Annotated in this window: 15 protein-coding genes; 2 read left to right on the top strand and 13 right to left on the bottom strand. The window is 43.4% G+C overall.

Annotation, left to right across the window (positions count from 1 at the left end):
- Nucleotides 1–82: 82 nt before the first annotated feature.
- Nucleotides 83–550 carry a thioredoxin-dependent thiol peroxidase gene (gene bcp / locus CTN07_RS17465; protein ID WP_036763345.1) on the bottom strand — a complete coding sequence of 156 codons (468 nt, stop codon included), beginning with the start codon at nucleotides 548–550 and terminating at the stop codon, nucleotides 83–85.
- A gap of 27 nt (nucleotides 551–577) precedes the next feature.
- Nucleotides 578–1135, bottom strand: a complete 558-nt coding sequence (locus CTN07_RS17460; protein WP_005298023.1) for an ACT domain-containing protein — start codon at nucleotides 1133–1135, stop codon at nucleotides 578–580.
- A 303-nt stretch (nucleotides 1136–1438) separates the two neighbouring features.
- On the opposite strand from CTN07_RS17460, the gene dapA reads away from it, so the two are divergent.
- Together dapA and bamC are read left to right on the top strand one after the other, a co-directional pair.
- Nucleotides 1439–2317 (top strand): 4-hydroxy-tetrahydrodipicolinate synthase, encoded by an 879-nt coding sequence (gene dapA, locus CTN07_RS17455; protein WP_005298025.1) that lies wholly within the window; start codon nucleotides 1439–1441, stop codon nucleotides 2315–2317.
- Nucleotides 2318–2348: 31 nt separating this feature from the next.
- Nucleotides 2349–3362: an NlpB/DapX family lipoprotein gene (gene bamC, locus CTN07_RS17450; protein WP_005298028.1), complete on the top strand. Its 1014-nt coding sequence runs from the start codon at nucleotides 2349–2351 to the stop codon at nucleotides 3360–3362.
- 83 nt (nucleotides 3363–3445) lie between these two features.
- On the opposite strand, the gene lipA is transcribed toward bamC, so the two are convergent.
- The 11 genes from lipA to CTN07_RS17395 all read right to left on the bottom strand — a co-directional run bounded on the left by lipA (nucleotide 3446) and on the right by CTN07_RS17395 (nucleotide 13720).
- Nucleotides 3446–4414: a lipoyl synthase gene (gene lipA / locus CTN07_RS17445; RefSeq protein ID WP_036763347.1), complete on the bottom strand. Its 969-nt coding sequence runs from the start codon at nucleotides 4412–4414 to the stop codon at nucleotides 3446–3448.
- On the bottom strand, nucleotides 4414–5061 hold the full coding sequence (lipB, locus tag CTN07_RS17440; RefSeq protein WP_005298031.1) for a lipoyl(octanoyl) transferase LipB: 648 nt from the start codon (nucleotides 5059–5061) through the stop codon (nucleotides 4414–4416). The genes lipA and lipB overlap by 1 nt, the downstream gene beginning before the upstream one ends.
- A gap of 119 nt (nucleotides 5062–5180) precedes the next feature.
- Nucleotides 5181–5453, bottom strand: a complete 273-nt coding sequence (ybeD, locus tag CTN07_RS17435) for a DUF493 family protein YbeD (RefSeq protein WP_005298032.1) — start codon at nucleotides 5451–5453, stop codon at nucleotides 5181–5183.
- A 195-nt stretch (nucleotides 5454–5648) separates the two neighbouring features.
- On the bottom strand, nucleotides 5649–6824 hold the full coding sequence (locus CTN07_RS17430) for a serine hydrolase (RefSeq protein WP_036763351.1): 1176 nt from the start codon (nucleotides 6822–6824) through the stop codon (nucleotides 5649–5651).
- Nucleotides 6825–7059: 235 nt separating this feature from the next.
- Entirely contained in the window at nucleotides 7060–7929 is an 870-nt protein-coding gene (locus tag CTN07_RS17425) for a septal ring lytic transglycosylase RlpA family protein (protein WP_005298035.1), read from the bottom strand.
- Nucleotides 7930–9051, bottom strand: coding sequence for a peptidoglycan glycosyltransferase MrdB (gene mrdB, locus CTN07_RS17420; RefSeq protein WP_005298036.1), 1122 nt, complete (start codon nucleotides 9049–9051; stop codon nucleotides 7930–7932). It abuts the gene before it with no gap.
- The gene (gene mrdA, locus CTN07_RS17415) at nucleotides 9048–11009 is read right to left on the bottom strand and encodes a penicillin-binding protein 2 (protein WP_005298037.1); all 1962 of its coding nucleotides are present in this window, start codon (nucleotides 11007–11009) and stop codon (nucleotides 9048–9050) included. Before mrdA ends, mrdB begins: the two co-directional genes overlap by 4 nt.
- A gap of 6 nt (nucleotides 11010–11015) precedes the next feature.
- Nucleotides 11016–11486 (bottom strand): 23S rRNA (pseudouridine(1915)-N(3))-methyltransferase RlmH, encoded by a 471-nt coding sequence (gene rlmH, locus CTN07_RS17410; RefSeq protein WP_036763353.1) that lies wholly within the window; start codon nucleotides 11484–11486, stop codon nucleotides 11016–11018.
- A 6-nt stretch (nucleotides 11487–11492) separates the two neighbouring features.
- Nucleotides 11493–11810: a ribosome silencing factor gene (gene rsfS / locus CTN07_RS17405; RefSeq protein WP_005298041.1), complete on the bottom strand. Its 318-nt coding sequence runs from the start codon at nucleotides 11808–11810 to the stop codon at nucleotides 11493–11495.
- 183 nt (nucleotides 11811–11993) lie between these two features.
- Entirely contained in the window at nucleotides 11994–13022 is a 1029-nt protein-coding gene (holA, locus tag CTN07_RS17400; protein ID WP_005298043.1) for a DNA polymerase III subunit delta, read from the bottom strand.
- Nucleotides 13019–13720, bottom strand: coding sequence for an LPS-assembly lipoprotein LptE (locus CTN07_RS17395; RefSeq protein ID WP_036763355.1), 702 nt, complete (start codon nucleotides 13718–13720; stop codon nucleotides 13019–13021). The genes holA and CTN07_RS17395 overlap by 4 nt, the downstream gene beginning before the upstream one ends.
- Nucleotides 13721–13790 lie beyond the last annotated feature (70 nt).

Genomic DNA, 13790 nt, shown 5'->3' with positions numbered 1-13790 from the left:
GAAATAACTACAAATGTTATGAATAAAAGCTTTAAGCAGAATAAGGGGCAATCATTAATAGCCCCTGTGATAAAAATCTAAATTACTTGCTATTCAGGTAGCCTAGAACCACTTCATGGTGATCTTTGGTTTTAAATTTATTAAACACATGCTCAATCACGCCATCTTCATTAATTAAGAAGCTGATGCGGTGTAGACCATCGTACACTTTGCCCATGAACTTCTTCTCGCCCCAGACTCCAAACTGATCGGCAACTGCATGGTCTTCATCAGAAAGTAGGGTAAAGTTTAGCTGGTCTCGTTCAATAAACTTAGGCAGACGCTTAACGGGATCGATGCTGATACCAAGAACCACAACATTATGAGCATCCAGTTCACTCTTGCTATCACGCAGTCCACAAGCTTGCACCGTACAGCCCGGAGTCATCGCTTTTGGGTAAAAATAAGCTAAGACTTTTTTGCCTTTAAAGTCACTTAAGCTCACCATCTCATTATCTTGATTAGGTAAACTAAATTGCGGCGCTGGAGTACCTGCTGTTAATGTTTGCATGGTGGAAAACTTCCTTTCTTTGACTTTTTAATTATCGCTATGAATTTGTTGGTGTTCGGTAATATTAATGGAACCGATCACCTCTAGTTGGTGGCATAGCGCTTGAAATTCTTGCTCAAGAAACTCGGTATTACAGCTCTCTGGCAGATTCGAGTAAATTTGTAGAATGAGCGTATCAAAATCGCAACTAGGATCTTGATTTTCTTGGGTATGAGCACTCAATGATGAGATATCAAGCTGGCGAGAAGCCATAAACTTGGTAAAGTGCTCAATGAGCCCCGGAGTATCGCGGGCTTCAATATAGAAATCGGCGGTATAAGGGAAAAAGCGGGGCTTGTGCTTATTAGTTCGCTTCATGACCGTGATCAAATCGTGCTCTTGACCTTTAAGCGGTAAAGTTGATTCGACCCGAGTTATTGCATTGTTGTTGCCAGATAACAGCATGATAAGCGTAAATTCGGAACCAAATAGAGCAATTCGGCTATCGACAATATTACAGCCGCATTGAGTTACGAGCTGGGTCACTTCATTTGTGATTCCCGGTCTATCGGTACCCACGGCAGTGATAACAAGGTAATGTTCCATACTAATACACATATGTTATTGACTTATTTTGTCATGGTAGCACAGACAAGCCGATGAGAAAGAGGTATTTAGCATCTTATCAAGAGCTAAGAGAATGAGCTTAAAATTTGTGATGTGATTAAAGAATAAGCCAAAAAGTGGTGTAATTTCGATAAACATGGTTCATCAAATCGTTAACCTCCTTGTATGCTTGAGTTTATCTACAGGCAAAAGTACCATGGATGGGATATACCCAAAGTATTTTTATAAACATAAGTTCAAACTGAGAATGGTTTGGGTATCAGTCAAAGGGGATAAATAGTCATGTTTTCAGGAAGCATAGTAGCGCTTATTACGCCATTAGATGCGGCAGGCGAAGTTGACTATGACAATTTAAGGTCATTGGTTGAATATCATATTGCAGCGGGCACTACAGCCATTGTGGCCGTCGGTACAACAGGTGAGTCAGCAACACTAACCGTTGATGAGCACATTAAAGTTGTATTAAAAACTATCGAGTTTGCCAATGGTCGAATCCCTGTCATTGCAGGCTCTGGCGCTAATGCAACTCATGAAGCTGTTACTATGGTGAAACTGTTCGCTGGTACAGGCGTTGCTGCGTGCCTAAGCGTGACACCATATTATAATAAGCCAACTCAAGAAGGTTTGTATCAGCATTATAAAGCGATTGCAGAAGCGACAGAGATTCCGCAAATTCTTTATAATGTACCAGGCCGTACCGGAGTTGACCTATTACCTGAAACCGTTGCACGTTTAGCTAAGTTAGATAATATTATCGGCATTAAAGATGCGACCGCTGATTTAGCGCGAGTGAAGAAAACTCGGGAACTTTGTGGCCCTGACTTTATCCAACTAAGCGGCGATGATGCGACTGGTATTGAGTTTATGGCTGAAGGCGGTCATGGAGTGATTTCTGTGACAACCAATATTGCAGCGAAAGAAATGGCTGCGATGTACCAATTTGCTCTAGATGGTGATTTTGAGCAAGCTCAGCACATCAACCAACAGTTAATGCCTCTTCATGAAAAGTTGTTTGTAGAAGCTAACCCAATTCCAGTTAAGTGGGCAGCATTGCAGCTTGGAATGATTAATAATGGTACACTTCGTCTACCGTTAACCGAATTAAGTGCAACAGCGCAACCTGTTGTGAAACAGGCTCTTAAGGATGCCAACTTGCTGTAAACTGCTAAAGCGTAGGAGCGCAGGAGCATAAATGAATCATAATTATAAGCTAGCAATCGCAGCTGTTATTGTTACCACTTTGACTGCGTGTTCAAGCGCAGATCGTCGCCGTCAGGCAAATAACGACTTTAATTACTTGGACACACAACCGTTAGAAAGTTGGACTCAGCCTGAAGGGGCAAGAGCATTTGACACTAATGTTTATGCTATCCCAACTCAGTCATTTTCTGGTGAGATCGGCTCGCAAGTGGATATTCGTCCGCCAGCTGAAATTTTGAATCTGATCCCTGGCGCTCGTAGTTTCCACGATCAGGAAGGGGTAACAATGTTGTTACCAAGTTCTGCGGAAATGAACCGTTTGTGGAATGTAACAAAGCAGATGATCACCAAACGTGATGTGAAGCTATTGTCTGATACAACCAATGAAATCAAGACCGATTGGGTATCTTGGACCGATGAAGAAAAAGATGCCAAGATCAGCAGCCGTTTTGATATTGTTCGTTCACCAGCTGAAAACAGTTTCCGAGTTAAGCTAGCGGCAATGCAACAAGATGGTAAAGATGTTGCGATTACCCCAGCAATTCAAGCTCGTTCAAGTATTACGGTAGCGAACATTGTGTCTGTAGCATACGATCAACAGCTACGCGATGAAGCCGCTGCTCGTGCACAGGAAATGCTAAAACACGTACCAATTACAATGAGTACCGATAACGCAGGTCTTCCTGTAATTATCGCTCGTGCGCCATACAATCTATTCTGGGATCGACTTCCAACAGTATTAGAGCAATTAGGCTTTAGTGTGGAAGATAAAAACGAATCACAAGGCACTATGACCGTTAAGTACAGTGCACCAGATGATGATTATTGGGAAAAACTCGGTGTGCAGCCAATCAACTTGGATAATGACACTTACAAGATTCAGGTAGGTGATTTAGGTAACCGTACTTCTATCAGCGTGAATGATGATGACGGTAAGCCAGTAACGGCTCAAGCGTTACAATCATTAGCACCTGTTCTTGCTGCGCAATTAGCTCACTCAAACTAATAAGCGCTATTGAGATAATAAAAAACCGCTGTCAGTTACACAGCGGTTTTTTTGTATCTCGTCAATTGCGTTTGGTTAAAAAATTACTTAACTTCAACACCTTGAGCCTGAAGATCGGCATGGTAAGACGAACGAACAAATGGACCACATGCTGCGTGAGTAAAGCCTAAATCAAGAGCAATTTGTTTTAGCTCATCAAACTCTTCTGGTGGAACATAACGTTCAACAGGCAGATGGTGACGGCTAGGAGCAAGATACTGACCTAGAGTTAGCATAGTTACACCATGAGCTCGAAGGTCTTTAAGTACCTCAACAATCTCTTCTTTGGTTTCACCTAGGCCCATCATTAGTCCCGATTTAGTTGGGATCTCAGGATGTTGCTCTTTGAATTTTTTCAACAGATCAAGCGACCACTGATAGTTCGCACCTGGGCGCACTTTGCGGTATAGGCGCGGAGCCGTTTCTAAGTTGTGGTTAAACACATCCGGTGGATTGTCTTGCAACTCTTCTAGGGCGCGATCCATACGGCCACGGAAATCGGGAACTAGAGTTTCGATGCGAATGTTAGGGCTTTTCGCTCGGATTTCACGAGTACAATCGGCAAAGTGTTTTGCACCGCCATCACGAAGGTCATCACGGTCAACCGATGTCACTACAACATAGCGAAGATTCATATCCGCAATAGTTTGTGCTAGATGACTTGGCTCTTCAGCACTAGGAGGAAGTGGGCGGCCATGGGCTACATCACAAAATGGGCAACGGCGGGTACAGATAGCACCTAAGATCATAAAGGTTGCAGTACCGTGGTTAAAGCACTCTGCAAGGTTAGGGCAAGAGGCTTCTTCACACACAGAGTGGAGTTTGTTTTTACGCATAGCCGCTTTAATATCTTGGATTCGCTGGCTATCAGATGGAAGTTTGATTTTCATCCATTCTGGCTTACGTAACACTTCTTTTGGTGCTTCTTCTGCAACGTTGCGTACTGGGATTAGCGCCATTTTGTCGGCATCGCGGTATTTGACGCCTTGCTCTATTTTAATTGGTTTGCTCATTATTCTTTGCTTTCCGTCTGCCACTCGATATTTTGATAGTCGAGTAGTTTAGTTAATTCTTCAACGAGTACTGGCTGTATTTCCGTAAGTGTCGTTGGACCATTTAATTGCGCGGTTTGAGTCATATTCATACCCGCATAACCACATGGGTTAATTCGCAAAAATGGAGCGAGATCCATATTAATATTGAGTGCCAGCCCATGGAATGAACACCCGCGGCGAATACGAAGTCCAAGTGAACAGATTTTACTGCCGTTCACATACACTCCTGGTGCATCTGGGCGCGAAACTGCCGTAATTCCAAAGCGGGATAGGGTGTTGATTATTGTGTTTTCAATGTGAGTGACTAAATCACGAACACCGAGTTTTTTCCTTCTCAAATCGATTAACACATAAGCAACTTGTTGACCTGGACCATGGTAAGTTACCTGTCCACCTCGGTCACTTTGAACTACAGGAATATCACCCGTGTTGAGCAGATGTTCTTCTTTGCCTGCCTGTCCTTGAGTAAAAACAGGATTGTGTTCAACTAGCCATACTTCATCGGTCGTTTCTGATGAACGTTCATTAGTAAAAGTATGCATAGCTTGAAACGTAGTCGCATAATCTTGGCGACCTAGGTTTCTAACGATTAGAGATGTTTGCAAAATTATCACCTTGATAAATTGGGTTATCCTGGTGTGCTCGAAGAGCGGTGCAGCCTAGATTATCTCTGCTGCGACATAAAATTTAGCGGCTAAGTATTCAGCCGCTAAATTTATGAGGGTTATAATACAACGCGAACGATGTCGATTTCAGCTAATTCTTTGTATAGCGTTTCAACTTGGTCGATATGAGTTGCATTAATGGTTACAGACACAGCGCTGTAGTTGCCTTTTGCGCTTGGCTTAACCGTTGGTAGGTAATCACCTGGGGCATGGCGTTGAATTACTTCAACAACAAGATCCGCGAGTTCTGGCTTGTTTTCACCCATGACTTTGTATGAGAACTTACAAGGGAATTCCAGAAGATCTCGTAGTTTTGGTTGTTCGTTTTGCATCGTGAACTCCAAGGTTCGTTGAGATTAGCAATAATACAAACTCATCAAAAAATGATTTGCATCAATGGCTGAATATTAATGGGTTGTAAGCCGCAAAACAAGTTTAGACCGTATAAACCGTTCGTCGCCGATGGATAAAAAAACAAAAGGCAGCACAATGGCTGCCTTTGGGGGAGATTTTGTTAAGCTGTGAGCTTAGTTGAACCAGCTTTGGAATAGCATCATCACATAGTCAACAAGACGGCTAAATAGGCTACCTTCATTGACATCGTTAAGTGCAACCAATGGGTATTGAGCCACATCTTGATCGCCAACGCGGTAGTATAGTGTACCTAGCTGCTCACCTTTCTTAATTGGTGCGCGTAGCTCTTTGTTGATCACAAAGCTTGCTTTTAGATCTTTGGTTTGAGTACGAGGCAGTGTCACATAGGTATCTTTTGTTACACCTAGCTCAACGGTATCGGTATCACCCATCCACACTTTTTCTGATACTAGTGGGGCATTAGCTTTGTTTGGTGAAACAGTATCAAAGAAACGGAAGCCGTAGTTGAGGAGCTTTTTACTCTCAGCTTTACGTGCATTTGGACTCTTAGTACCCATAACAACAGAGATCAGGCGCATTTTGCCTTCGGTTGCTGTACTAACTAGGCTGTAGCCTGCATTGTTGGTATGGCCTGTTTTCATGCCATCTACATTAAGGCTTTTATCCCACAATAGGCCGTTACGGTTGTATTGAGTAATGCCGTTGTAGGTGAATGATTTTTCGCTGTAGATTTTAAATTCGTTTGGTGTATCACGAATAATAGCGCGAGCCAGCAGTGATAGATCGTACGGTGTTGTGTAAAGATCTGGATTATCTAAACCGTGGACATTTGCATAGTGAGTTGACTTCATGCCAACATTTTTTGCCCATGCATTCATTAGGTCGACAAATGACTCTTGAGAGCCGGCAACGTGCTCTGCCATTGCAACACAGGCATCGTTACCTGAATCAACAATAATACCGCGGTTAAGGTCAGAAACTTTAACTGTTTTGCCCACCTCTAGGAACATCTTGGATGAGCCTGGGAAATTCTTAGCCCACGCATTTTTACTTACAACAACCGTATCATCCGGTGAGATATTGCCACTTTTAATCTCTTGGCCAATCACATAGCTGGTCATCATTTTTGTCAAACTTGCCGGAGCCAGTTTTTCATACTCATTATGACCTGCGATGATTTTGCCAGAGTTATAGTCGACAAGAACATAGCCCTTGGCTGCGATTTGTGGTGCTTCAGGTACTACAGCTGGAGAAGCAGCAACAGTAGCTGAAGCCAGCAAAGATGCTGAAACGGCAACAGAACAGAAAAGTGCAGCAGATTTTTTCATGGTGTTGTAACTTAATCGGTTTAAAGGTGAAAAATTCTTACACACTATAACAGATTGAAAAATATCAGCCACCCGAGGGCAGAGAAGATTCCCAAATCTTGACATAAAATGAGCATAAATAGCGTGCATAGGCGACATAGATATCCAAGTGATTCGGATACAAAAAAACCGACTTAATATTGCAGCACAATATAAGTCGGTTAGTTAGAGCAGTAGAAACGTATTTTGTTCCCTGCTAGCGATTCACTGTAGTGATGAATGCTTTTGGATATTGGTTCACTTTAACGCGATCTAACATATGTTGTGCCGCATCGTGATCCAAATAAGGGCCTAAGCGTACACGATATGTTGTTGAGGTATTAACACGTTGAGTATTTACTGGCACACCATACTTTTTACGTAGGCTTGCTTTCATCTCTTCAGCTTTGCTTTCACCTGCTACCGCCGCAAGTTGAACATAATAGTAATGTGGTGTTACTGCATGCCAACCTTGAACTGTTGTGGGTTTTGGTACTGAAATTACTTCGATTTTAACTGGTGCTGTACCGTGATTTACCACATCCAATTTTGTTGCCGCAGCAAGACTTAAATCGATGATACGACCATCGTGGAATGGACCGCGGTCATTAACGCGAACAATAGCGGTTTTGCCATTACGTGTATTGGTCACTTTGACATAACTTGGGATCGGCAACGTTTTGTGCGCTGCTGTCATATCATAAATATCGTATGTTTCACCATTGGCTGTTTTATGGCCGTGGAACTTCATACCATACCAAGAAGCATAACCCGTTTGAGTAAAGCCTTTTGGATTTTTAATGATGTGATAGCGCTTACCACGAAGCGTATAGTCTTTGTTTCCGGCTAAACTACGCGGTTCATAACGTGGTACTGCATCTTTGATGTTTTTCAACACAGGAATAACATCTGGTGCTTTATCATGCTCTAAGGAGTAGCGGCCCGCATTGGGATCCATATTATCTGGATCATGCTTTTTCGGCGGCTGAGTCACTTCAGGTTTATCGGCTTTTGACTGTTCGGTAGTTTCTGGTGATGAACTACAACCCGCCAAAATAAGAAGAAAAATTAAAAATATTGAACGCATTTATGTTGCCTTAGACAGCATTTTTCTATGAGTGTGAATCGACATCAAGATGCCAAATCCCGCCATAAGGGTCACCATGGATGTCCCCCCATAACTTACCAACGGCAGTGGGACACCAACTACGGGTAAAATGCCACTTACCATACCAATGTTTACGAAAACATAAACAAAGAAACTTAAGACGATACTACCTGCCATCATTCGACCGAATGCAGTTTGAGCTCGACTTGCCAATAATAACCCACGACCTATGATAAATAGGTAAACGCCAAGTAAAAATAGCACCCCTAATAGGCCCCATTCTTCAGCAATTACGGCAAAAATAAAGTCAGTGTGTCGCTCTGGCACAAATTCTAATTGTGACTGAGTACCATGTAGCCAACCTTTACCGTGTAATCCACCTGAGCCAATCGCAATTTTGGATTGAATAATATGGTATCCGGCACCTAAGGGGTCTGATTCTGGATTAAACAGCGTCATAACACGGGTTCGCTGATAATCGTGCATTAAGAAGAACCACAAAATTGGCACAAAGGCACCAAGCAGTAAACAGGCCGCTAAAATAATGCGCCAGCTAATGCCTGATAAAAACAGCACAAAAATACCGGATGCGGCAATTAGAATCGAGGTGCCTAAATCGGGCTGTTTTGCGATCAAAATCGTGGGCACAAAAATCATAACCAGCGCAATTACTAAGTTTCGAAAACTCGGTGGTAGCGGTCGGTTACCAATAAATCGTGCCACCATTAAAGGCACGGCCAGTTTGATCAATTCTGATGGCTGAAAGCGAACAAATCCTAAGTTCAACCAACGTTGTGCCCCTTTGGATACTTCACCAAAGGCCAGTACCCCGACAAGGAGTACAAGCCCGACACCAAACAGATAGGGAGCCCAAGCCTCATAATGACGAGGCGGCACTTGAGCCAAAGCAAACATGATGGCAAGAGAGAGCAAAATGCGCATCCCTTGGCGTTCCATCATCGGCAAGTTTTGGCCACTGGCACTCCACATGATCACAAGGGCAAAGCCCATTAATGTTAAAAGTCCTAGAAGTAACGGGACATCAATATGTAAGCGATCACTTAGTGTGCGCTTGTTACCCGTTTCCGCCATGATACTCATTGAGTCTCCTCAGTACTTGCGGTTTTATTATTCTCAGTCTTTGAGAGATCATTTACGGCACTTGGTTCCAATAACATGTGATCAAATATCTTACGAGCAATCGGACCACCATTACTTGAACCACCACCTGCGTTCTCTAAAACCATAGAAACCACAACTTTCGGATCTTCAAATGGCGCAAAAGCAGTAAATAGCGCATGGTCACGCAAGCGCTCTTCTAACTCATCTGCGTTATATTTTTGGTTTTCAGCCAGACCAAATACCTGAGCTGAACCTGATTTACCGCCAGCTTGATATGGAGTGTGATAGAAGGCTTTACGTGCCGTACCACGATGACCGTAAAGCACACGATGCATACCTTCTTTGGCGACATCCCAAGTCGACTGTTTTACCCCTGTAATAGGTGGGAAATCTTTAAACTCGGTTTTCGTTTCAACGCCATCTTCTATGGTACTTTGCAGTAAGTGCGGGCGATGAACGACACCATTATTAACCAAAACTGATGTCGCTTTCGCTATTTGTAGTGGCGTTGCAGTCCAATAGCCTTGGCCAATACCGACAGGAATGGTGTCGCCTTGATACCAAGGTTGACGATAACGAGCTTGTTTCCACTCACGAGTTGGCATATTGGCTTTACTCTCTTCGTGAATATCAACACCTGTGTATTCGCCATAACCAAACTTATTCATCCAAGTTGACAGACGGTCGATACCCATATCGTAAGCTACTTGATAGAAGTAAGTATCCACTGACTCTTCAATCGCTTTATAGATATTTACTGAGCCATGACCCCAACGTAGCCAATCTCGGAATTTACGACTGGTTGAATTTGGGATCACCCACCAACCCGGGTCATTTCGAGTGGTTTTAGTGGTCACAACCCCTTCTGTTAATGCGGCAACCGCGATCAAAGGTTTAACCGTTGATGCTGGTGGGTAGATACCAAGAGTGACTCGGTTTACCAGTGGGCGATCTGGGTTATTGAGCAGTTCTCGGTAGTTTTTCCCTGAAATACCTTTTACAAACAGGTTCGGGTCGTAGCTTGGGCTCGATACCATGGCTAAGATTGAATCATCTTTTGGATCAAGAACCACAACAGAGCCACGTTTGTGTTTTACCACCTCTTCGCCTGTTTCTGGATCTTTAGAGCGCTCGGTCAGTAATTTTTGCACATACAGTTGCAGCGCGATGTCTATATTGAGCTTAAGATCTTGTCCTGGAATGGGTGGGACATATTTAAGGGTTCGGATCACACGGCCACGGCTATTGACTTCAACTTCTTGATAGCCTGAAGTGCCATGCAGTTGATCTTCGTAATAGCGCTCTATACCCAGCTTACCAATGTCTCGGGTCGCTTTGTAATTACTGAGTTTTTCTGCTTTTTCTAACCGTTTAATATCGCGGTCATTAATTTTCGCTACATAACCTAATACGTGCGTAAGCGCATCACCGTATGGATAGTGACGTTTTAGGTATGCTTTTACTTCAACACCAGGGAAACGGTGTTGATTAACAGAAAAAAGTGCCACTTGCTCTTCGTTTAATTGGTCTAAAATTGGAACCGATTTAAAACGACGGGTACGACGGCGCTCTTTTTGGAATTTGGTGATATCGTCTTCAGTTACGCCCATAATTTCTTGAAGTGCCAGTAATGTTTCTTCAAGGTTTGGAACTTTTTCTGAAGTGATTTCGAGTGAGTAGACTGGACGGTTTTCTGCCAGTAACACCCCGTTACGGTCGTAGATTAAACCGCGGTTAGGGGAAACTGGAACGATCTTGATACGATTATCGTTCGACCGTGTCTGGTAGTCTTCGTGTTCTTGAACTTGAATATGGTAAAGATTAGTCAGTAGAACACCTACCAGCACAGCGATGCCGATAAATGAGACAAGAGCTCGACGAAAGAAAAGAGCCGACTCAGCCCGATGATCGCGGATCTGGGTTCGCTTTTGTCTCATTGTGACTTATTCCCTGTGATACGGATGGTTAGCTGTGATACTCCATGCACGGTATAAGCTCTCAGCCATAACCACTCGAACAAGAGGGTGAGGCAGAGTTAGTGGCGATAGAGACCAGCTCTGATCAGCTGCCGCTTTACAAGCCGGAGCCAGTCCTTCAGGTCCACCGATTAAGATAGACACATCACGACCATCAAGCTTCCAGCTCTCTAGCTGTTCAGCAAGTTGCTCGGTATCCCAGCGTTTACCTGGGATATCTAGCGTTACAATGCGATTGCCTTTGGGTACAGCAGCCAGCATCGCTTCACCTTCTTTTTGCAGAATTCGAGCAATATCAGCATTTTTGCCACGTTTACCTGCTGTAATTTCAACAAGCTCTAGTGGCATATCTTTCGGGAAGCGACGACTGTATTCCTTGTAGCCTTCTTCAACCCACTTGGGCATTTTGGTGCCAACGGCGATTAATTGAAGCTTCATCGTAACTTAGCCCCAAAGTTTCTCCAGTTGGTACAGCTGACGTGCGTCTTCTTGCATTACGTGCAGCATTACGTTGCCCATATCAACAATAACCCACTCGCCATCTTCTTCGCCGCTAATGCCAAAAGGAGGGTAGTCGATCAGTTTTGACTCTTTTTTCACGTGATCGGCAATAGATGCAACGTGACGGTTCGAAGTACCCGTACAAATAACCATCATATCCGTGATGCTAGATTTTCCGCGTACGTCAACAGTCACGATATCTTGTGCTTTGATGTCATCAACTTTGTCTACGATGAAGTCGTGTAATTCTTGAACCTGCAAAGGATTTCCCTCAGTTGGATGTTGTTACTAGGTTTGCTTATGTTAAATCATAAGCAAGGAATTATGAGCGGCGCAGTATATCACGCTCTATGGCTGCTGCTAGTCAAATAGGCGCAAATCTCATGGGATTTTATCGCTTTCTCTCTCTTCGACCATCAAAATGAAAAAATGTTAGCTGCGCCATTATGAGTTATGAAAAATAACCGTCTTAATGCCACACATTTCAGCACATAACGCACTTAGCTCAGGCCATGGATTGGTATCAAAATCGGTCTTCACCTTTATTTCTAGCAAACTTAGGCGTTTTATCAATAGCATAAGTGTTGTTAGTGGTAAGCGCTGAAATGCACCAATATAAATTTCACGACGATTTTGCCAGACTCGAAACTGCTCAAAAATCACATTCAATGAGGTGCCTTTTTTCCCCAGCTCCTGCATTTTGTAAAGCTGGGTCAGTTCACGCTGAATGGTTCGCAGCAAAATTGTTGGCTCAACACCTTCACCTTGGAGCTGACGTAAAATACGCTGACTACGCTTGGCTTGACCTGCAAGTAATGCATCTACTAGCTGAAACGGGGTGTAGTGATTATTTCGACTTAACGCTTCTTGCAATCGAATAACGGTTAACTCACCATCTGGGTAGAGTAACGTTAATTTTTGCAGACTTTGCGCTAAAGCCAGTAAATTACCTTCGTGCCACTGGGCCAATAATTGTACCGATTCGTGATCGGGTTTGAGTCCCAATTGCTGACAACGACCTTGAATAAAGCGGGGTAAGAACTTTGCTTCTGGTGTATTACATGGAATATAAACACCATTTGGCTCTAGTTCTTTAAACCATTTTGCCGCTTCTTGTTTTTTGTTTAAGCGCGGCCCGGTTAATACCAATAAGATATCTGGATTTAACGCTGCGGTAACTTGCTGCAATGCTTTGGTTTGAGTTGGCGTTAACCCTGTTTCTGGAATATCTAGCTCAATTAGTTGCTGACTGGAAAAAAGGCTGAGCGCTTGGCAGCAGTCGAGTACCTGATTCCAATCGAGCTGATTATCAACGATGAAACTATGTCGTTCTAAAAAGCCGTGTTGCTCAGCACATTGACGAATGGCATCACTGCATTCCAGTTTGAGTAGCGGCTCATTGCCAAATAATAAGAAGGCCTGACGCAAGCCTTTATTTAAGGTTTGCGTCAGTTGTTCAGGATAGATTCTCATTCTAGGTTGGTGCCTTCGGAGATACTATTAATTTGTGGTAGTGACTGCGATTGCGGCTGAGCGAACATAGTATCAGCAGCTTGTTTATCTGACAGTTTCTCGGTTGTGACGCTTGATTTACCAGGTAGAGTGTCAGCAAGTGCATCGTTGTGTTCTTCTTCGGCAATCTTATTGAAAGTCACCGTTAAGCGAGCAAGTTGGCGCATAATTTGTTGTGCCGCTTGTTGACGCATAACTTGTTTTAATTCGTCCTCTTCTACCGATTTTGCAAGAGCCGTTAATGGGTTATCAAGGAAAGTACGAGTGACTCGAGTGGTGAAGTTTTCAACGCCATGATTTGGAATTGATACACTGTAGTTCACACTATAAGTTAGTTCGTATTCTGCTCGGCCATTATTTTGATAGAGAGAAAGAGTGCGGTCGCCATCTGATTCACTAACAATATTTAAGTTTGGTACGTTTTTAGCGGGAGTTACCTGCTGAATACCGTGCATCTTAAATTGAGATTTCACTTGTCGAGTCAGTTGGCCGTATGGGTCAAAACTTGTTAGTGATAGCTTCGCAATACCTTCTGGCAGCATATAGTTACCACGAAGGTGAAAACCACAAGAAGCCGTAGCGAGAGCTAGTAGCGTTACCATTAAAAAGCGGCTGGCCTGTTTCATTGAGAAATAGCGTGTCACTGAAGTCAGCTCCATGAATAGTGTATAAAAGGGGTATAGTTGTGATTATACCCAAACCTGTTCAAGATGCGAGTTCCAACCGAGC

The organism is Photobacterium damselae (assembly GCF_003026815.1).
GTDB lineage: Bacteria > Pseudomonadota > Gammaproteobacteria > Enterobacterales > Vibrionaceae > Photobacterium > Photobacterium damselae.
This window is presented reverse-complemented; position numbering and strand designations above follow the sequence as displayed.

Bases quoted from the DNA above. Each gene is read 5' to 3' on its own strand.
- CTN07_RS17430 (WP_036763351.1), bottom strand. From the start codon at position 6,824: ATGAAAAAATCTGCTGCACTTTTCTGTTCTGTTGCCGTTTCAGCATCT.
- CTN07_RS17460 (WP_005298023.1), bottom strand. From the start codon at position 1,135: ATGGAACATTACCTTGTTATCACTGCCGTGGGTACCGATAGACCGGGA.
- mrdB (WP_005298036.1), bottom strand. From the start codon at position 9,051: ATGAGTATCATGGCGGAAACGGGTAACAAGCGCACACTAAGTGATCGC.
- holA (WP_005298043.1), bottom strand. From the start codon at position 13,022: ATGAGAATCTATCCTGAACAACTGACGCAAACCTTAAATAAAGGCTTG.
- dapA (WP_005298025.1), top strand. From the start codon at position 1,439: ATGTTTTCAGGAAGCATAGTAGCGCTTATTACGCCATTAGATGCGGCA.
- mrdA (WP_005298037.1), bottom strand. From the start codon at position 11,009: ATGAGACAAAAGCGAACCCAGATCCGCGATCATCGGGCTGAGTCGGCT.
- CTN07_RS17395 (WP_036763355.1), bottom strand. From the start codon at position 13,720: ATGGAGCTGACTTCAGTGACACGCTATTTCTCAATGAAACAGGCCAGC.
- bcp (WP_036763345.1), bottom strand. From the start codon at position 550: ATGCAAACATTAACAGCAGGTACTCCAGCGCCGCAATTTAGTTTACCT.
- bamC (WP_005298028.1), top strand. From the start codon at position 2,349: ATGAATCATAATTATAAGCTAGCAATCGCAGCTGTTATTGTTACCACT.
- rlmH (WP_036763353.1), bottom strand. From the start codon at position 11,486: ATGAAGCTTCAATTAATCGCCGTTGGCACCAAAATGCCCAAGTGGGTT.
- ybeD (WP_005298032.1), bottom strand. From the start codon at position 5,453: ATGCAAAACGAACAACCAAAACTACGAGATCTTCTGGAATTCCCTTGT.
- lipA (WP_036763347.1), bottom strand. From the start codon at position 4,414: ATGAGCAAACCAATTAAAATAGAGCAAGGCGTCAAATACCGCGATGCC.
- CTN07_RS17425 (WP_005298035.1), bottom strand. From the start codon at position 7,929: ATGCGTTCAATATTTTTAATTTTTCTTCTTATTTTGGCGGGTTGTAGT.